Origin of the sequence: Burkholderia sp. Bp8998, assembly GCF_003854235.1 — a bacterium.
Lineage (GTDB): Bacteria > Pseudomonadota > Gammaproteobacteria > Burkholderiales > Burkholderiaceae > Burkholderia.
The window spans coordinates 89684-107017 of record NZ_QTQF01000021.1; the positions used below are offsets into that span (position 1 = coordinate 89684).

Below are 17334 nucleotides of genomic sequence, written 5' to 3' on the forward strand. Positions count from 1 at the left end.
GTCGCCGCGCGCATGCGGCGACCGCCGGCGCGGCCCGTTACTTGGTCGTATAGCCGCCGTTGATCAGGATCGTCTGGCCAGTGATCCACCAGCCGTCGGTCACGAGATGACGGATGAACGGCACGACGTCCTCGATGTCGGTGAGACCCGTCTTGCTGAACGGCGACAGCGCGGCCGCCGTCTTGTGATACGCGACCGCGTCGGCGCCTTCGGCCGGATAGAAGAACGGCGTGTCCATCGGGCCCGGCCCGACCGCCGTCACCGAGATGCCGCGCGCGCCGTATTCCTTCGACGCCGCGCGCGTGAAGTGCTCGACCGGCGCCTTCGACCCTTCGTAGGCCGCATAGAACGGCGTGAACGCGCCGAGCAGCGACGTCACGAGCGTGACGAGCTTGCCGTGATCCTCGAGGTGCCGGCCAGCTTCCTTGATGAAGAAGAACGCCGACTTGCTGTTCACCGCGAACATCTCGTCGTACTCGGCCTCGGAGATATCGGTGATCGGCTTCTTCAGCACCTTGCCGACGGTGTTGATCGCGATGTCGATCTTGCCGAAGCGCTGCTTCGCGTCGTCGAACAGCTTCTCGACCGCGGCGGCCGTCGTCAGGTCGGCCTGGAACGTCGCGGCTTGCGCGCCGGCCGCGCGCACGGCGGCGGCCGTCTCTTCGGCCTGCGCCTGCGATGCCGCGCTGTTGTAGTGAATCGCCACCGCCTTCGCGCCGTGGCCGGCCAGGTCCCGGGCGATCAGGCCACCGAGATTCTTGGCGCCGCCTGCAATCAGGACGACCTTGTCTGCGAGCGTGTGAGTAGCCACGGTTGACTCCTTTTTGCGTTGAATGAAGCTAGGAGTGTAGGCACGCACGACGCGCCGGTCAGCCGGGCATGGCTGGATGGATTATCCAGAAAAGCGATCCAATCAAGCATCGGGAAGGGTCGGCTGCCCCACCGGCAACGGCCGCAAAATCCGCTCGATGCGACACGATGCACGGGCCGCCGGGGGCGCGAGTCAGCGTGCGTATAGCGCTGCGTCGATCTTGCCGAGCAGCCACTCCATCCCGGCCAGATGCTGCTGATCGTGGCTGCACAGGTAATGAACGAGGCCGCGCACGGTCAGCGCGCCGTAGCCTTCGAACTCGCCGGTGCGAGCATACTGCTCGGGCGTGAGGCGCGACAGGAGGTCGAGCGTGTCGCGCCGCGCGTCGCGAATCGCGGCGAGCACGTCGGACGCGTACGCGGCGTCGTAGCGGCGCTCGATCGCGAGCGCGTCGCCGTCGACCGACACGAGCAGCGGATGATCCTCATCGAGCATCCGCCGCAGCCGCACGTGGTAGCCGTCGATCTCGATGTCGCGCACGTGGCAGAGCTGCCCGAGCGGCGAAAAATGCTCGCTCGGGATGCCGCTCCAGTCGTCGGGAACCCAGCGTGCATAGCCGTCCGGCACGGCGGCGAAATGGGCTTCGAGCTGGCGGGGGAAATCGGCGAGTGCATCGAGCGTCGTCGGATTCATGCGGCAAACTCCGTGTCGGGTGAAGACGGTGGCCGCCCTGGCACGGGCCGGCCGTCGCCGTGGCACGACTTCACGCTGAAGCCGTACGTGCGTTGCGTGCGATGTCCGTCGGTCGCGAAGGATGAACATGCACGGCGCTGCGGCAGCTTACCAGTGCAGGCGGATTCGTGCCGGTGCCGGCGCGCCGCTTGATAGAATGCGCGCGCTATGGATCTCGAAAGCATTCTCTACACGCAGGGCTTCGGCTCGCGCCGGCAGTGCCGCGGCCTGATCGAAACGGGCCGCGTCACCGTCTCGGGCACGAGCGCGACCGACCCCGACGCGTCGTTCGACACCGAAGGCCTCGTGTTCACGGTCGACGACACCGCCTGGCCGTTCCACGCCCGCGCGTATCTCGCGCTCAACAAGCCGGCCGGCTACGAGTGTTCGCGCGAGCCGCAACACCACGCGAGCGTGTTCAGCCTGCTACCCGCGCCGCTCGTGGCACGCGGCGTGCAATGCGTCGGCCGCCTCGACCAGGACACGACGGGCCTGCTGCTGCTGTCCGACGACGGCCAGTTCGTCCACGCATACACGTCGCCGAAGCGCAAGGTGCCGAAGACCTACGTCGCGACCGTGCGCCACCCGCTCGACGACGCCCAGCTGGACGCGCTGCGCGCCGGCGTGCAGCTCCACGGCGAGCCGAAGCCGATCGCGGCGGTCGCCGCCGACGCGCGCGACACGCACGCGCTCGCGCTGACCGTCCTCGAAGGCAAATATCATCAGGTGAAACGCATGGTCGCCGCTGCAAGCAACCGCGTCGAGGCGCTGCACCGCGAAAGCATCGGCGGTTTCACGCTGCCGGCCGACCTGGCGCCGGGCGCGTGGCGCTGGCTCGGGGAAAGCGACCTTTCAGCCCTGCGCAATACCGTCAAAACCCTGTAAGGGAAAATCCGCACGACCGTTCGGTGTCCGGCCGCGTCGCGGCCGCACGATCCCCCGCTATACTGAAATCACAAGCTGTACGAGCAGCGATGCAGGGGAGACATCATGAACATCAACCATTCTTTCGAGCTGTCGTACGTGACGATCGCGTTCGCGGTCGTGGGCGCCATCGTGATCGGCGGCCTGCTGGCCACGATGCACATGAAGCACAAATATCATCCGAACCTGATCGGCGCGCTGATCGGCGCGTTGCTGTGCTTCCTGCTGATCGAGGCGCTACCGGCGCTGACCTGACGCGCCGCGCGGCGCGAGCGTTTGAAGGAATTCGTCTACGGTCGGATAGCGCAACGTCACGCACAATTCGGCCTTCAGCCTGGCATTGGACAGGCGTCGCGACTCGCGCATGAACGACAGGAGCGTCGGCTCGAGCTGATGCTCGGCGTCCGCGCGGCTGATCCGCGGGGGCGGCGGCAGGCCGAACACCTGCGCGACCCGGTCGAAATACTCTCCCATCCGCAGTTCGCTGTCGTCCGACGCGTGCACGGCGCGCGCCGGCTTGCCGCGCACGGCCGCGCGGCGCAGGATCGCCGCGAGATCGTCCGCATGGATGTGGTTCGTGTAGACGTCGTCGGCCGCGTCGAGCGCCGGCGTGCCGCGCTCGAGCCGCGCGAGCGGCAGCCGGTTCGCCGCGTAGATGCCGGGAATGCGCACGATGCGCGCGGACAGCACGCCGCGCACCGTCGCCGCCCGCAGCTGACGCTCGGCCGACACGCGCCGGAACGCGCGCGGATTCGCGGGGCGCAGCGGCTGCGTTTCGTCGATTCGCGCCCCGTCGCAATCGCCGTAAACACCTGTCGTGCTGGCATAGACGAGCGTCGGGGCGCGAAGGGCGTCGGGTACAATACGCGCTGCCCGCCCCGGCACGCCGGCCTGTCGGGTCGCGGCACGCTGCGTGCGGAGCCGGCCGACCGACGACACCGGCGGCGCGGACGGCCGCCGTGCGGGCACGGACAATGCGGCGATCAGCGCACGGGTGCGGCGATCGTCGAGGCCGTCGGATTGCGGCGGCGCGAGATGCAGGATCGTGCGGGCGAGCCCCGCGATACGGGCGAGCGTCGCCCGGCGATCGAGGTCGCCGACAATCGGCGTCGCGCCTGCCGCGCGCAGTTCGTCGCAGCGGCCCGGATGGCTCGTCAGCGCGACGATGCGCAGGTTGCGGCGCGCGGCGAGCCATTGCGCGACGCAGCGCAGGCCGACGTCGCCGCAGCCGACGATCAATGCGCGCGGCCGGCGCAGGATTCGAGTCGCGATCATGTTGGTTGCGAAGTCTAGTAGCCACCGTTGCGCGGCGCGCAACGGGTTTGCATTGTAGCTGCCGTGCGCGACACGCACGGTCCCCACATTTTGTTCTATTTGGTTCTATGGCATTCAACGTTACTCTCAAGCAAAGCGGCCGGCAGTTCCAGGTCGAGTCGGACGAAACCGTGCTGGCGGCGGCGCTGCGCCAGAACGTCCATCTGCCGTACGGGTGCAAGAACGGCGCGTGCGGCTCCTGCAAGGGCCAGATCGTGTCGGGCCAGATCGAACAGGGCCCGCACGCCGCGTCGGCACTGTCCAACGACGAACGCACGCGCGGCCTCGCGCTGCTGTGCTGCTCGAAGGCGCAATGCGACCTCGAGATCGACGTGCGTGAAATCGCCGGCGTCGACGGCGTGCAGGTGAAGAAGCTGCCGTGCCGGATCGCCGCGCTCGAGCGCCGCGCCGACGACGTGATGATCGTGAAGCTGCAGTTGCCGGCCAACGAGCGCCTGCAATACCTCGCGGGCCAGTACGTTGAATTCATCCTGAAGGACGGCTCGCGCCGCAGCTACTCGATGGCGAATGCGCCGCACGAGGAAGGCCCGATCGAGCTGCACATCCGCCACATGCCGGGCGGCAAGTTCACCGACCACGTGTTCGGCGCGATGAAGGAGCGCGACATCCTGCGCTTCGAAGGCCCGCTCGGCACGTTCTTCCTGCGCGAGGATTCCGACAAGCCGATCGTGCTGCTCGCATCGGGCACCGGCTTCGCGCCGATCAAGGCGATCATCGAGCACATCAAGCATTCGGGCATCACGCGCCCGATGACGCTCTACTGGGGCGCGCGCCGCAAGAAGGACATCTACCTCGGCGAACTCGCCGAGCAATGGGCGCGCGAGATCCCGAACTTCAAGTACGTGCCGGTGCTGTCCGAGCCGGACGACGCCGACCAGTGGACCGGCCGCACCGGCTTCGTCCACCGCGCGGTGATCGAGGACCTGCCCGATCTGTCGGGCCACCAGGTATACGCCTGCGGCGCGCCGGTAATGGTCGAATCCGCGCAGCGCGATTTCACGCAGCACCACGCGCTGCCGGCCGACGAGTTCTACGCGGACTCGTTCACGAGCGCCGCCGATCTCGCGCATCCGGTCTGAGCACCGGGCGCGCCCGCGTTCCCGCTGCGCGCCGCCGTGTCACATCCGTGGCATCGCGGCGGTTTACAGTGGGGCGCGGGATGCCTTATGCTTGCGCACATGAACCGCTTCCTGTCCGCTCTCCGACGTCGCCGCTCGCCGCTCCGCCCGGATGCCGCCGGCTCGTCACGGACTCGCGCGTAACCCCCTCCGCTTCACCGGTTACGCACAAGCTGTTCGACCCACCAGCCACGGCCTTCCGTGGCTTTTTTATTGCCCGTTTACCTTTCAACGCCCGCTGGAGTCTGCTGTCATGCCCCTGAACGACTACCCGATCGACTCGCTGATGTACATCACGAACCGCCCCGACATCGTGTTTACGCACGGCAAGGGTTCGTGGCTCTACGATCACACGGGCAAGCGCTATCTGGACTTCATTCAGGGCTGGGCCGTCAACAGTCTCGGCCACTGCAACGACGGCATCGTCGAGGCACTGAAGACGCAGGCCGAGAAGCTGTTGAACCCGTCGCCCGCGTTCTACAACGAACCGATGGCGAAGCTCGCGGGGCTGCTCACGCAGCACAGCGTGTTCGACAAGGTGTTCTTCACGAACAGCGGCGCGGAAGCGAACGAAGGCGCGATCAAGCTCGCGCGCAAGTGGGGCCGCAAGTTCAAGAACGGCGCATACGAGATCATCACGTTCGACCACAGCTTCCACGGCCGCACGCTCGCGACGATGTCGGCCAGCGGCAAGCCGGGCTGGGACACGATCTACGCACCGCAGGTGCCGGGCTTCCCGAAGGCCGAGCTGAACGACATCAACTCGGTCGAGAAGCTGATCACCGACAAGACCGTCGCGGTGATGCTCGAGCCGATCCAGGGCGAAGGCGGCGTGATTCCGGCGACGCGTGAATTCATGCAGGCGCTGCGCGCGCTGACGAAGCAGCACGACCTGCTGCTGATCGTCGATGAGGTGCAGAGCGGATGCGGGCGCGCCGGCACGCTGTTCGCCTACGAGCTGTCCGGCATCGAGCCGGACATCATGACGCTCGCGAAAGGCATCGGTGGCGGCGTGCCGCTCGGCGCGCTGCTGTCGAAGGCCGACGTCGCGGTGTTCGAGGCCGGCGACCAGGGCGGCACGTACAACGGCAACCCGCTGATGACGGCGGCCGGCTATTCGGTGATCTCGCAGCTCGTCGCGCCGGGCTTCCTCGAAGGCGTGCGCGCGCGCAGCGAATACCTGAAGCGCAAGCTGCTCGAGCTGTCGGCGGAGCGCGGCTTCGAGGGTGAACGCGGCGAAGGCCTGCTGCGTGCGCTGTTGCTCGGCAAGGACATCGGTCCGCAGATCGTCGAGAAGGCGCGCGACATGCAACCCGACGGCCTGCTGCTGAACGCGGCGCGCCCGAACCTGCTGCGCTTCATGCCCGCGCTGAACGTCACGACCGAGGAAATCGACCAGATGATGGCGATGCTGCGGTCGATCCTCGACTCGCTGTAAGGAGACCGCCGCGATGGACGCCGCCGCCGACGCTGTCGCTATCCGCCCGTTCGAACGCGCCGACACCGATGCCGTGCTCGCGGTATGGCGCGACGCGTTCCCGCAGTATGACGAAGCCGGCGCGCCGCCGCACCGCGATCCGCTGCGATCGATCGAGCTGAAGCTCGCGACGCAGCCGGAACTGTTCTTCGTCGCGACCAGCGGCGCGCGGGTCGTCGGCACGCTGATGGCGGGTTTCGACGGACATCGCGGCTGGCTCTATTCGTTCGGCGTGTCGAACGACGCGCGGCGGCTCGGCATCGGCCGCGCGCTGATCGCGCATGCGGAACGCGCGCTCGCCGCACGCGGCTGCCTGAAGATCAACCTGCAGGTGCTGCCCGGCAACGACGACGCGTGCCGCTTCTATGCGGCGCTCGGCTATCGCGTCGAGGAACGCATCTCGTTCGGCAAGACGCTGCCGGCCGCCTGACGCGGCCGGCATTCGCCACTTTCAGCGCGTGATCGGCCCCGCGCCCGGCAGCGGATTGCCGAGCGCGTCGGTCGGCACGGCCTGCTGCTCGAACGCCGCGAAATACGCGGCCCACTGCGACTCGCTCACGCGCACGAGCAGCGCGCCGTCCTGCCACACGTCGTTGTGATCGTTGTGGTCGTCGCCCGCGCGGTGCAGGTAGTTCGAGCCCGTCGAACCCTGGTTCATGTGCGTGTCGTGAATGCCGTTGCCTTCCGAATACGTGCGGCCGAACACGACCACGTCGAGCCCCTGCGACTGCGCCGCGTTGACGAGCCGCAGCAGCGACGGGATCGGCTCCGCGTTCTCGGTGCCGTCCATCACCGCGCTGGCACGCCATGCACCCGTTTCATTCAGGATGTCGCTGCGCAGATAGTCGAGCGCCGGCAGCGCGGCTTGCCCGGTGAGATCGGTGTAGCCTTCGGCCGCGTCCGCGAGCGTCGCCGTGACCGGATGATGGAAATCGTAGACGAGCTTGTAGTTCAGCAGGTCGTCCGCGTCGTTGGTGCCGACGTTGATCGCGACGTCCCAGTCGCCCGTCGGCAACGCGAGCGTCAGGTGGATGTGATACTGAATCTCGCTGCCGTGCGGCGAGCCCTTCAGCCGCGCCACCGACGTCACCTTCGCCTTCACGAAACCGTAGTCCAGACTCATGCGTGCTCTCCGTGTCCCGATGGAACGACCATGCTACGCAGTCCGCGTGTCGGTTTGCGGAGGGCCGGTTGCGGAGGGCCGGTTGCGGAGGGCCGGTATCGGACGGCCGGTATCGGACGGCCTTCGCGCTACCCTGTCCCGCGCCGTATGGTCGGTGTCACTGTCGAATGAATGGAGTCGCATCCGCACGCACAGTTCGTCGCCGGGCGCGCCGCGCGCAAAAAAAAAGCTGCCACGGTATCCCGTGACAGCCTTTCGAAAGCCCTTGCGCGGCACGCCGGCATCCGCCGCCGCGTCGCACCGGGCCCGCTCGTTCATTCGCCCAGATACGCGGCCCGAACCTTCGGATCGTCGAGCATCTGCTTCGCGTCGCCTTCCATCGTGACCGTACCCGAGTCCATCACGTAACCGCGGTCGGCCGCCTGCAGCGCGAGACGCGCGTTCTGCTCGACCAGCAGCACCGTGATGCCCTCCTTCGAGATCTCGCGCACCACTTCGAAGATCTTCTCGACCATGATCGGCGACAGCCCCATCGACGGCTCGTCGAGCAGCAGCAGCTTCGGCTTGGAGAGAATCGCGCGCGACATCGCCAGCATCTGCTGCTCGCCGCCCGACAGCGTGCCCGCGAGCTGCGTCGCACGTTCCTTCAGGCGCGGGAAGAAGCCGAACATCCGGTCGACGTCCTTCTTGATCTGCTCGTTGTCGTTGCGCAGGTACGCGCCCATCTGCATGTTCTCGATGATCGACATCCGCGCGAAGATCCCGCGGCCTTCCGGCACCATCGCGAGGCCGCGCTTGAGCAGCTCGTGCGACGGCACGCCCTTGATCGACTTGCCGTCGTACTCGATGTCGCCCGCCGAATACGGCTTGAGACCCGTGATCGCCTTCATCGTCGTGGTCTTGCCTGCGCCGTTCGCGCCGATCAGCGTCACGAGCTCGCCCTGGCGGACCTCCATGTCAACGCCCTTGACGGCCTGGATACCGCCGTAGTTGACCTGCAAGCCCTTGATTTTCAACATTGCCGCTGCCATCAGTGCACCCCTGCGCCGAGATATGCCTCAATCACCTTCGGATTCTTCTGCACGTCCTGCGGCAGACCCTCGGCGATCACCTTGCCGTAATCGAGCACCGTCATCCGGTTGCACAGTCCCATCACGAGCTTCACGTCGTGCTCGATCAGCAGGATCGTGCGGCCGTCCGAACGGATCTTGTCGAGCAGGCGCGTGAGTTCGACCTTCTCGGTCGCGTTCATCCCGGCCGCCGGCTCGTCGAGCGCGAGCAGCTTCGGGTCGGTCGCCAGCGCACGCGCAATCTCGAGACGGCGCTGGTGGCCGTACGACAGGTTGCGCGACGTGTAGTCCGCGTACTGCAGCACGCCGACGTATTCGAGCAGCTCGATCGCGCGTTCCTTGATCTCGCGCTCTTCCTGGCGCTCGGCCGGCGTCTGGAACACCGCGCCCAGCAGCCCGTGCTTGGTGCGCACGTGGCGGCCCACCATCACGTTCTCCAGTGCGGTCATCCCGCCGAACAGGCGAATGTTCTGGAACGTGCGCGCGATGCCCGTCTTCGCAACCTGGTGCACCGCGGTCGGCTTGTATTCCGTGCCGTCGAGCTTGAACTCGCCGGAGTCCGGCGTGTAGAGGCCCGTGATCACGTTGAAGAACGTCGTCTTGCCGGCGCCGTTCGGGCCGATCAGCCCGTAGATCTCGCCTTCCTTGATCTCGAGGCCGACGTCGGACAGCGCCTGCAGCCCGCCGAAGCGCTTGTTCACGCCCTTGACGGACAGTCGGATTTGTTTGTCGCTCATGTGTGATATCCCCTTGTCCGTCGGTTAGGCGCGCACCGACTTGGCGCTGCGCTTCGCCAGTTTCGCGATCTTGTCCTCATGCTTCGGCGCGGGCCACAGGCCTTCCGAGCGATACAGCATGATGATCACCATCGCGAGGCCGTACAGCGCCTGACGGATCACTTCGGTATCGACGATGTCGTGGCCGAAGATCGCGTGCTGCAGCGGGCTCATCGTCGAGCGCAGGAATTCCGGGAAGATCGCGAGCAGCACCGCACCCAGGATCACGCCCGGGATGTGGCCCATGCCGCCGAGCACCACGCAGGCCAGCACCACGATCGATTCCCAGAACGTGAACGATTCCGGCGACACGAAGCCCTGGAACGAACCGAACATCGCGCCCGACAGGCCGCCGAACGATGCGCCCATCGCGAACGCGAGCAGCTTCACGTTACGGGTGTTGATGCCCATCGCCTTCGCCGCGATCTCGTCCTCGCGGATCGCCGCCCATGCGCGGCCGATACGCGAGTGCTGCAGGCGCGTACACGTCCAGATCACCAGCAGCGCGCAGAGCACGAACAGGTAGTAGTACATGTAGACCGACGGCAGCTGGAAGCCGAAGATCGAGTGCGTCTGCGACAGGTTGAAGCCGCCGACGTGCACCGGATCGATGCCCGTGATCCCCTTCGGGCCGTTGGTGATGTTCACCGGACGGTCGAGGTTGTTCATGAAGATCCGGACGATTTCACCGAAGCCGAGCGTGACGATCGCCAGGTAGTCGCCGCGCAGGCGCAGCGTCGGCGCGCCGAGCAGGATCCCGAAGGTCGCCGCGAGCGCCATCGCGATCGGCACGATGAGCAGGAACGGCACGTGCAGCCCGTTCGGCGCGAGCGCCGCGATCCACTCGAACTGCGAGGCCAGGTGCGGCGAGCTCAGCAGTGCCGCCGTGTACGCGCCCACCGCGTAGAACGCGATGTAGCCGAGGTCGAGCAGGCCGGCGAAGCCGACCACCACGTTCAGGCCCAGCGCGAGCATCACGTACAGCATCGCGAAGTCGAGCACGCGGACCCAGTAGTTGCCGCCGGCCGAGCCGATGATGATCGGCGCCGCGATCACGAAGGCCGCGGTCAGGAGGCCGATGGTGACGGTCTTGGCGGTGTTGCGCTCTTCGACGAGCGACGTCGAGGATTCGATCGGTTGAATGGATGTCATGTTGTTTGCTCCCCTTCCGTTACGCGCGGTCCGCGACACGTTCGCCCAGCAGGCCCGACGGACGGAACACCAGCACGATGATCAGCACGATGAATGCGAACACGTCCTGGTAGTTACTGCCGAATACGCCGCCCGTGAGGTTGCCGATGTAGCCCGCGCCGAGCTGCTCGATCAGTCCGAGCACGACGCCGCCGACCATCGCACCGCCGAGGTTGCCGATCCCGCCGAGCACCGCCGCCGTGAACGCCTTCATGCCGGGGATGAAGCCCATGTAGAAGTGCACGTTGCCGTATTCGGACGCGATCATCACGCCGGCCAGCGCGGCAAGCGCGGAGCCGATCATGAACGTCGCCGAGATCACGAAGTTCGGGTTCACGCCCATCAGGCTCGCGGTGTTCGGGCTTTCGGCGATCGCACGCATCGCGCGGCCGAGCTTGGTCTTGTGCACCAGCAGCAGCAGGCCGCCCATCACGATGAACGCCACCGCGATGATCACGATTTCGGTCACCGAGATCACGGCGCCGGGCGTCGTGTCGGTCGCCTTGATCACGTTGATCGGGTCGGTCGGCAGCAATTGCGGGAACGGCAGCGGGTTGCGCGACCAGATGATCATCGCGGCCGTCTGCAGCAGGATCGACACGCCGATCGCGGTGATCAGCGGGGCGAGACGCGGTGCGCGGCGCAGCGGCCGGTACGCGACCCGCTCGATCGTATAGCCCACGCACGCGCAGACGATCGCAGCGATGCCAAGGCCGATCGTCAGCGTCGCGACGTTGCCGAGTCCAGGAAAGTGGTTCTGCAGCACGGTGATCGCCGACAGGGCGACCATCGCGCCGATCATCAGCACGTCGCCGTGCGCGAAGTTGATGATGCCGAGAATGCCGTACACCATCGTGTAGCCCAACGCGATGATGGCGTACACACTGCCGAGCACCAGCCCGTTGAGGATCTGCTGGACGAAAATATCCATTTAAAGCTCCTTGGCCCATGCTGCCGGAGGACGTTGCGCCCCGCGGGTAAGCGAGGAATCGCGCCTTCTCGGCGACACTGCGGGTACTAGTCGATACCGGTAAGGGTGGATCGTCCCGGCGCGCGCCGCCCGGCCTGTACGGCCGGACCTGCCGCCGGAGCGGATACAGAAACGGCACCGCACTGTTCCGGTGCCATCATGAGTCCCGTCGCTAAATCGTCACGACATCGAGGACGGTGTACTTGGCCTCCTTGAAGTCGTAGGGCAGCGTGCCGCGACGCGATGGGTCGCGGCGACACGCCGTTTGGTCGAATCGAAATGAAAGGGGATCAGTGACATCTGCACGTCGCCTGCGTTGCCCCGAAACCCGGGCGCCCGTCGTTCGACGCGCCCTGCTGCCGGATCACCGCCGGCGGCTCGTTGCCGGGCAACCAGCCTGCCCGTCGCCCGGTCGATGGCAGCGCCGCCGGCGCGTGCTGCCCGCCGTGCCGCATGCATGCCGATCTTCGGGCCCTGCGCGTTGAATTCCTCGATCGCCAAACGTGCCCCGTGGTCCTTGTGTCTGTCCGATTGCGCGATGCGGCACACCGACGCCGCCGCATGACCGGTTCCGGCAGCGCGCACGTCGCTGGCCGCCGGTACTGCGCTCGCCGCAGTCTCCCTGCCCGCCCCGTCGTCGCTCTTTTTGCTGCAGCCGGCAAGCATTGCAACCGGTGCGGCGACGGACATGGCGTAAGCCAACTTCACATGCATCGAGTGGTCTCCCGCGCCTTGCCAAAACCCGATTTCAAAGCCATTCCGGCCTGAAAACGGGCGCATTGTAACTCCATTTATAGGACGCCAATAATCCTGATTCGATGGGGTTTTCCTGCATTGCAACCAATTTTGAGAGACGGTTAAGCACCGCGATAGCAACCCGGTTGCACCATTAATGTGAACAATGGTTGCGATCTCGTTTTCGCGGCGCGAAAAAAAGCGCGCCGGGAGGCGCGCTTCGGGGTACCGCGGGTGCGATGCGGCAATCAGGCGGCGGGCGGCAGGTTCAGGCCGCGCGGCAGCGGAAACGACACGTTTTCCTCGATGCCGTCGAGTGCGCGGACGTTGCGCACGCCGAGTTCGCGCAACCGCGCGATCACGGCCTGGGCGAGCACTTCCGGCGCCGATGCGCCGGCCGTCACGCCAATGCGGCGCTTGCCTGCGACCCAGGCCGGATCGATCTGTTCGGGGGCGTCGACCATGTACGCGGCCACGCCGCGCTTCTCGGCCACTTCGCGCAGGCGGCTCGAATTCGAACTGTTCGGGCTGCCGACGACGATCACGACGTCGCACTGCGGCGCCATGAACTTCACCGCATCCTGGCGGTTCTGCGTTGCGTAGCAGATGTCCTGCTTCTTCGGCTCGCGGATCTTCGGATACTTCGCCTTCAGCGCGCCGATGATCTCGGCCGCGTCGTCGACGGACAGCGTCGTCTGCGTGACGAGCGCGATGCGCTCCGGATCGGCAAGCTCGAGCTTCTGCACGTCCTCGACGCTTTCGACGAGATGCATGCCGCGCTCGACCTGCCCCATCGTGCCCTCGACTTCCGGATGGCCCTTGTGGCCGATCATCACGATGTCGACGCCGTCCTGGCGCATCTTCGCCACTTCGACGTGCACCTTCGTGACGAGCGGGCAGGTTGCGTCGTAAATGCGCAACCCGCGCACGTCCGCCTCGTCGCGCACGGCCTTCGACACGCCGTGCGCGCTGAAGATCACGGTGTTGCCGGCCGGCACTTCCTCGAGTTCCTCGATGAAGATCGCGCCTTTCTTCCTCAGATCCTCGACCACGTACTTGTTGTGGACGATCTCGTGACGGACGTAGATCGGCGCACCGTGCATCGCGATCGCGCGCTCGACGATCTCGATTGCGCGATCGACCCCCGCGCAGAAACCGCGCGGCTGGGCCAGCAGGATTTCGGCATCGGCGGCGACGGTCTGCCCGGACAGCGTATCGGTGGTGCTCATGATTACAGGATTCCGATGATTTTCACTTCGAACGTGAGCGCTTGGCCCGCGAGCGGATGATTGAAGTCGAACAGCGCCGAGGTTTCGCTGACTTCCTTCAGCACCCCTGCATAGCGGCCGCCGTCCGGCGCGTTGAACTCGATCAGGTCGCCCGGCGTGAAATCGTCGCCGACCATCCCGTTCTCGCGCAGCGTCGACAGCGTCACGCGCTGGAGCATGTCGGGATTGCGGGGACCGAACCCCTGCTCGGGCGTTAGCTGAAAAGTCGAATGGTCGCCGACCCTGAGCCCGATCAGAATCTGTTCCAGCGAGGGTGCCAGTTGCCCCGCGCCGAGCAGCAGCGTGGCGGGCTTGTCGGAGAAGGTGTTGACGATGTCGGCGCCGTCGGCCAGTGCAAGCCGGTAATGCAGCGTGACATGGGAACCGGGCTTCACTTCGGATAGATCGATGATGCTCATGAATGACTCGTGTTCGTCGGCGCCCGAACTGGCCGAAAGGCCCGGCGCAAAGCCAATATTGTAAGTCACCTGAGCGCGCAAGGCTGAAAGTGCGACGACGTCGCGCCCACGCCCGCCCCCAATGGAGTTTCGATCATGCTGTCATCCTGCCCCGCCGCCCCGGCGACCGAATGTCGCGATACCGCGGACAACCCGGCCGCCCACGCACGCCGGCGCGCCACCGGCCGGCCGCACAAGCGGCGCCCGAGAAACTGGAAGCCGCATCTGCCACGCGAGCGGCTGCTGGAACGCGGGCCGGGCGCCCTGACCGACGCGGAGCTGATCGCGCTGCTGCTCGGCACCGGCGGCGGCGGCCGCGATGTGTTCGAGAGCGCCCGCGCGCTGCTCGCGCGGTTCGGCGACTCGCTGCGCGACATGCTCGACGCGGAGCCCGGCGTATTCGCCACGCACCCCGGCATCGGCACCGCGCGCTCGGCGGTGCTGATCGCCGTGACCGAGATCGCGCGGCGCGCGCTGGTCGAGAAAGCGCGCGAACGGATGCAGATCGACTCGCCGGGCGCGGTGGAGGACTATCTGCGGCTCAGGATCGGCACGCGTCCGTACGAAGTGTTCGTCACGCTGTACCTGGACGCCCGCCACGGCCTCATCGACGTGGAGGAAAGCGCGCGCGGCTCGCTCACGCGGATGGCGGTCTATCCGCGCGAGATCGTGCGGCGCGCGCTCATGCTCAATGCCGCATCGGTGATCGTCGCGCACAATCACCCGTCGGGCGCCGTGCAGCCGAGCGCGGAAGACCGCAGGCTCACGCGGGTGCTGCGCGAAGCGCTCGCGCTCGTCGACGCGAAGCTGCTCGATCACGTCGTCGTCGGCACCGCCGATACATTTTCGTTCGCGCGCGCCGGTTGGCTGTAGACTGTGGCCCGGCGACCCGCCCCAGGGCCGCCGCAACGACGAAGCGAAATTGAGTTTGATTTTTCTGAACTTTTTCTGCTAGAATCGTCGTCTGTCTTTTTTCCAACCAGTTCTAGCCATCGAAGGGCCTTGTCTGTACAGGCTTCGGCGTTCTGAGTGCAGCCATGGATCACGTGGCGGTGCGATGGAACCTTCATCGGCGATCGAACCCCGAATTTAGCGTATTAGGAGTGCTCTCATGGCACGCGTATGCCAAGTAACTGGGAAAGCGCCGATGAGCGGCAACAACGTTTCCCACGCAAACAACAAGACGAAGCGCCGCTTCCTGCCGAACCTGCAAAACCGCCGGTTCTGGGTGGAGAGCGAAAACCGCTGGGTGCGCCTGCGCGTCTCGAACGCCGGCCTGCGCCTGATCGACAAGAACGGCATCGATTCCGTGCTCGCTGACCTGCGCGCACGCGGCGAAGCCTAAGCCCAAGGAGCACAATCATGGCAAAAGGCGCACGCGACAAGATCAAGCTCGAGTCCACCGCTGGTACGGGTCACTTCTACACGACCACGAAGAACAAGCGCAACATGCCGGAAAAGATGGCGATCAAGAAGTTCGATCCCGTCGTCCGCAAGCATGTAGAATACAAAGAAACCAAGATCAAGTAATCTCCGGTTTCTGCCAGCCTGACGGCGACCGAAAAGCCCCGCACATGCGGGGCTTTTTGTTTTGCGCGCACGCGCGGGCCCGACGCGGTATGCTCTCCCCTTTCCGCGGTCACGGCCGACGGAACGCACAAGATCTAAAGCGTAACGATGGAGATGCAGCATGAAATTCGACGTGGCGATCGTCGGCACCGGCCTGGCAGGGCTGTCGGTCGCACTCAACCTGGCCAGCACGCGACGTGTCGCGCTGATCGCGAAACGTTCGATGATGGAGGGGGCAAGCGATAACGCGCAAGGCGGCATCGCGGCCGTCCTCGATTCGGCGGACAGCATCGAGAACCACGTCGACGACACGCTGGTCGCCGGCGGCGGGCTGTGCGACGAAGGTGCGACGCGCTACATCGTCGAGCATGGCCGCGAGGCGATCGAATGGCTGATCTCGCAGGGCGTGCCGTTCACGAAGGACGATGCGGCCGAACTCGGTTTCCACCTGACGCGCGAAGGCGGCCACAGTCACCGCCGGATCATCCATGCGGCCGACGCGACCGGCCACGCAGTACTCGCGACGCTGTCCGACCGCGCGCGCCAGCACCCGAACATCACGTTCTTCGAAAATCACCATGCGATCGACCTGATCACGTCGGACCGGCTTGGGCTGCCCGGCCGCCGCTGTCACGGGCTGTATGCGCTCGACGTCGACAACGACCGCACGATCACGATCGAGGCGCCGCACACGGTGCTCGCGACCGGCGGCGCCGGCAAGGTCTACCTGTACACGACGAACCCCGATACCGCGACCGGCGACGGCATCGCGATGGCGTGGCGCGCGGGCTGCCGCGTGTCGAACATGGAATTCATCCAGTTCCACCCGACCTGCCTGTTCCATCCGTATGCGAAGTCGTTCCTGATTTCGGAAGCCGTGCGCGGCGAAGGGGGCCTGCTGAAGCTGCCGGACGGCACGCGCTTCATGCCTGCGCACGATCCGCGCGCGGAACTCGCGCCGCGCGACATCGTCGCGCGCGCGATCGACTTCGAGATCAAGAAGCGCGGGATCGACTGCGTGTATCTCGACATCAGCCATCAGCCGGAAGCCTTCCTGCGCGAACACTTCCCGACGATCCACGCGCGCTGCCTCGAATTCGGCATCGACATCGCGAAGCAGCCGATTCCGGTCGTGCCGGCCGCGCACTATACGTGCGGCGGCGTCGTCACCGACCTCGCGGGGCGCACCGATCTCGCGGGCCTGTATGCGGTCGGCGAGACGTCGTACACGGGGCTGCACGGCGCGAACCGGCTCGCGAGCAATTCGCTGCTCGAATGTCTCGTGATCGGCCGCGCGGCGGCCGAGGCGATCGAGGCGGCCGGCTTCGACGCCGAAACACCGGCCACGCTGCCCGCATGGGACGAAAGCCGCGTGTCGGATGCGGACGAGGAAGTCGTCGTCGCGCACAACTGGGACGAGCTGCGCCGGCTGATGTGGAACTACGTCGGCATCGTGCGCACCGACAAGCGTCTCGAACGCGCGAAGCACCGGTTGTCGCTGCTGCGCGACGAGATCCACGAGTACTACGCGAACTTCCGCGTGACGCGCGACCTGCTCGAACTGCGCAATCTCGTCGACGTCGCGACGCTGATCGTGAAGAGCGCGTACTCGCGCCGCGAAAGCCGCGGGCTGCACTACAGCCGCGACTGGCCGCACACGCTGCCCAAAGCGCTGCCGAGCGTGCTCACGCCCCGCTCGCGCCGCTGACCGGTACACGCTTCCCGGCTGCCGCCGCACAAAAAAAAAGCCGCTGGCGTTCTGCACGCCAGCGGCTTT

Annotated in this window: 19 protein-coding genes and 1 pseudogene; 9 read left to right on the plus strand and 11 right to left on the minus strand. The window is 66.2% G+C overall.

Annotated elements, in window-relative coordinates; genetic code table 11:
• Positions 1 to 37: 37 nt before the first annotated feature.
• Positions 38 to 811 (minus strand): SDR family oxidoreductase, encoded by a 774-nt coding sequence (locus tag DIE06_RS21280; protein ID WP_124613546.1) that lies wholly within the window; start codon positions 809 to 811, stop codon positions 38 to 40.
• Positions 812 to 1003: 192 nt separating this feature from the next.
• Positions 1004 to 1504 (minus strand): DinB family protein, encoded by a 501-nt coding sequence (locus tag DIE06_RS21285; protein ID WP_124663040.1) that lies wholly within the window; start codon positions 1502 to 1504, stop codon positions 1004 to 1006.
• A 207-nt stretch (positions 1505 to 1711) separates the two neighbouring features.
• Between DIE06_RS21285 and DIE06_RS21290 the strand changes: the two genes are divergently transcribed.
• Positions 1712 to 2428: a pseudouridine synthase gene (locus tag DIE06_RS21290; protein WP_124663041.1), complete on the plus strand. Its 717-nt coding sequence runs from the start codon at positions 1712 to 1714 to the stop codon at positions 2426 to 2428.
• Positions 2429 to 2533: 105 nt separating this feature from the next.
• Positions 2534 to 2722, plus strand: coding sequence for a hypothetical protein (locus DIE06_RS21295; protein ID WP_059527680.1), 189 nt, complete (start codon positions 2534 to 2536; stop codon positions 2720 to 2722).
• On the opposite strand, the gene DIE06_RS21300 is transcribed toward DIE06_RS21295, so the two are convergent.
• Complete coding sequence (locus DIE06_RS21300; RefSeq protein ID WP_124663042.1) at positions 2705 to 3742, minus strand: NAD-dependent epimerase/dehydratase family protein; 1038 nt, start codon at positions 3740 to 3742, stop codon at positions 2705 to 2707. The genes DIE06_RS21295 and DIE06_RS21300 overlap by 18 nt on opposite strands.
• A gap of 107 nt (positions 3743 to 3849) precedes the next feature.
• On the opposite strand from DIE06_RS21300, the gene DIE06_RS21305 reads away from it, so the two are divergent.
• The 3 genes from DIE06_RS21305 (at position 3850) to DIE06_RS21320 (ending at position 6827) form a co-directional block, all read left to right on the plus strand.
• The gene (locus DIE06_RS21305; RefSeq protein ID WP_124663043.1) at positions 3850 to 4881 is read left to right on the plus strand and encodes a CDP-6-deoxy-delta-3,4-glucoseen reductase; all 1032 of its coding nucleotides are present in this window, start codon (positions 3850 to 3852) and stop codon (positions 4879 to 4881) included.
• A 292-nt stretch (positions 4882 to 5173) separates the two neighbouring features.
• A complete protein-coding gene (locus DIE06_RS21315) occupies positions 5174 to 6358 on the plus strand; it encodes an acetylornithine transaminase (RefSeq protein WP_124663045.1) in 1185 nt (394 codons plus the stop codon).
• A 13-nt stretch (positions 6359 to 6371) separates the two neighbouring features.
• Complete coding sequence (locus tag DIE06_RS21320; protein ID WP_021160763.1) at positions 6372 to 6827, plus strand: GNAT family acetyltransferase; 456 nt, start codon at positions 6372 to 6374, stop codon at positions 6825 to 6827.
• Positions 6828 to 6848: 21 nt separating this feature from the next.
• Here DIE06_RS21320 and DIE06_RS21325 read toward each other — a convergent pair whose 3' ends face one another.
• The 8 genes and pseudogenes from DIE06_RS21325 to DIE06_RS21360 form a co-directional block, all read right to left on the minus strand.
• Positions 6849 to 7520 (minus strand): DUF2278 family protein, encoded by a 672-nt coding sequence (locus DIE06_RS21325; RefSeq protein WP_124663046.1) that lies wholly within the window; start codon positions 7518 to 7520, stop codon positions 6849 to 6851.
• 314 nt (positions 7521 to 7834) lie between these two features.
• On the minus strand, positions 7835 to 8551 hold the full coding sequence (locus DIE06_RS21330; RefSeq protein ID WP_006750046.1) for an ABC transporter ATP-binding protein: 717 nt from the start codon (positions 8549 to 8551) through the stop codon (positions 7835 to 7837).
• The gene (locus DIE06_RS21335) at positions 8551 to 9327 is read right to left on the minus strand and encodes an ABC transporter ATP-binding protein (protein WP_011352945.1); all 777 of its coding nucleotides are present in this window, start codon (positions 9325 to 9327) and stop codon (positions 8551 to 8553) included. The genes DIE06_RS21330 and DIE06_RS21335 overlap by 1 nt, the downstream gene beginning before the upstream one ends.
• A gap of 24 nt (positions 9328 to 9351) precedes the next feature.
• Complete coding sequence (locus DIE06_RS21340; protein ID WP_124663047.1) at positions 9352 to 10518, minus strand: ABC transporter permease subunit; 1167 nt, start codon at positions 10516 to 10518, stop codon at positions 9352 to 9354.
• Between the two features lie 19 nt (positions 10519 to 10537).
• Positions 10538 to 11488, minus strand: coding sequence for a branched-chain amino acid ABC transporter permease (locus DIE06_RS21345; protein ID WP_124663048.1), 951 nt, complete (start codon positions 11486 to 11488; stop codon positions 10538 to 10540).
• A 267-nt stretch (positions 11489 to 11755) separates the two neighbouring features.
• Positions 11756 to 12241 (minus strand): annotated as a pseudogene (locus DIE06_RS21350) (branched-chain amino acid ABC transporter); the annotation flags it as partial.
• Between the two features lie 269 nt (positions 12242 to 12510).
• Positions 12511 to 13491, minus strand: coding sequence for a 4-hydroxy-3-methylbut-2-enyl diphosphate reductase (ispH, locus tag DIE06_RS21355; protein ID WP_124663049.1), 981 nt, complete (start codon positions 13489 to 13491; stop codon positions 12511 to 12513).
• Positions 13492 to 13493: 2 nt separating this feature from the next.
• Positions 13494 to 13949 carry a peptidylprolyl isomerase gene (locus tag DIE06_RS21360; protein ID WP_057926067.1) on the minus strand — a complete coding sequence of 152 codons (456 nt, stop codon included), beginning with the start codon at positions 13947 to 13949 and terminating at the stop codon, positions 13494 to 13496.
• A 135-nt stretch (positions 13950 to 14084) separates the two neighbouring features.
• Here DIE06_RS21360 and radC point away from each other — a divergent pair, with 135 nt between their 5' ends.
• The 4 genes from radC to nadB all read left to right on the plus strand — a co-directional run bounded on the left by radC (position 14085) and on the right by nadB (position 17265).
• Positions 14085 to 14861 (plus strand): RadC family protein, encoded by a 777-nt coding sequence (gene radC, locus DIE06_RS21370; RefSeq protein WP_124663050.1) that lies wholly within the window; start codon positions 14085 to 14087, stop codon positions 14859 to 14861.
• Between the two features lie 238 nt (positions 14862 to 15099).
• Complete coding sequence (gene rpmB, locus DIE06_RS21375) at positions 15100 to 15333, plus strand: 50S ribosomal protein L28 (protein WP_004186391.1); 234 nt, start codon at positions 15100 to 15102, stop codon at positions 15331 to 15333.
• Positions 15334 to 15350: 17 nt separating this feature from the next.
• Positions 15351 to 15518, plus strand: coding sequence for a 50S ribosomal protein L33 (gene rpmG / locus DIE06_RS21380; protein ID WP_006478046.1), 168 nt, complete (start codon positions 15351 to 15353; stop codon positions 15516 to 15518).
• Between the two features lie 160 nt (positions 15519 to 15678).
• A complete protein-coding gene (nadB, locus tag DIE06_RS21385) occupies positions 15679 to 17265 on the plus strand; it encodes an L-aspartate oxidase (RefSeq protein ID WP_124663051.1) in 1587 nt (528 codons plus the stop codon).
• Positions 17266 to 17334: the final 69 nt, after the last annotated feature.

Bases quoted from the DNA above. Each gene is read 5' to 3' on its own strand.
- DIE06_RS21335 (WP_011352945.1), bottom strand. From the start codon at position 9,327: ATGAGCGACAAACAAATCCGACTGTCCGTCAAGGGCGTGAACAAGCGC.
- rpmG (WP_006478046.1), top strand. From the start codon at position 15,351: ATGGCAAAAGGCGCACGCGACAAGATCAAGCTCGAGTCCACCGCTGGT.
- DIE06_RS21315 (WP_124663045.1), top strand. From the start codon at position 5,174: ATGCCCCTGAACGACTACCCGATCGACTCGCTGATGTACATCACGAAC.
- rpmB (WP_004186391.1), top strand. From the start codon at position 15,100: ATGGCACGCGTATGCCAAGTAACTGGGAAAGCGCCGATGAGCGGCAAC.
- DIE06_RS21345 (WP_124663048.1), bottom strand. From the start codon at position 11,488: ATGGATATTTTCGTCCAGCAGATCCTCAACGGGCTGGTGCTCGGCAGT.
- radC (WP_124663050.1), top strand. From the start codon at position 14,085: ATGCTGTCATCCTGCCCCGCCGCCCCGGCGACCGAATGTCGCGATACC.
- DIE06_RS21340 (WP_124663047.1), bottom strand. From the start codon at position 10,518: ATGACATCCATTCAACCGATCGAATCCTCGACGTCGCTCGTCGAAGAG.
- DIE06_RS21300 (WP_124663042.1), bottom strand. From the start codon at position 3,742: ATGATCGCGACTCGAATCCTGCGCCGGCCGCGCGCATTGATCGTCGGC.
- DIE06_RS21360 (WP_057926067.1), bottom strand. From the start codon at position 13,949: ATGAGCATCATCGATCTATCCGAAGTGAAGCCCGGTTCCCATGTCACG.
- DIE06_RS21305 (WP_124663043.1), top strand. From the start codon at position 3,850: ATGGCATTCAACGTTACTCTCAAGCAAAGCGGCCGGCAGTTCCAGGTC.
- DIE06_RS21325 (WP_124663046.1), bottom strand. From the start codon at position 7,520: ATGAGTCTGGACTACGGTTTCGTGAAGGCGAAGGTGACGTCGGTGGCG.
- DIE06_RS21290 (WP_124663041.1), top strand. From the start codon at position 1,712: ATGGATCTCGAAAGCATTCTCTACACGCAGGGCTTCGGCTCGCGCCGG.
- nadB (WP_124663051.1), top strand. From the start codon at position 15,679: ATGAAATTCGACGTGGCGATCGTCGGCACCGGCCTGGCAGGGCTGTCG.
- ispH (WP_124663049.1), bottom strand. From the start codon at position 13,491: ATGAGCACCACCGATACGCTGTCCGGGCAGACCGTCGCCGCCGATGCC.
- DIE06_RS21295 (WP_059527680.1), top strand. From the start codon at position 2,534: ATGAACATCAACCATTCTTTCGAGCTGTCGTACGTGACGATCGCGTTC.
- DIE06_RS21285 (WP_124663040.1), bottom strand. From the start codon at position 1,504: ATGAATCCGACGACGCTCGATGCACTCGCCGATTTCCCCCGCCAGCTC.
- DIE06_RS21330 (WP_006750046.1), bottom strand. From the start codon at position 8,551: ATGGCAGCGGCAATGTTGAAAATCAAGGGCTTGCAGGTCAACTACGGC.
- DIE06_RS21320 (WP_021160763.1), top strand. From the start codon at position 6,372: ATGGACGCCGCCGCCGACGCTGTCGCTATCCGCCCGTTCGAACGCGCC.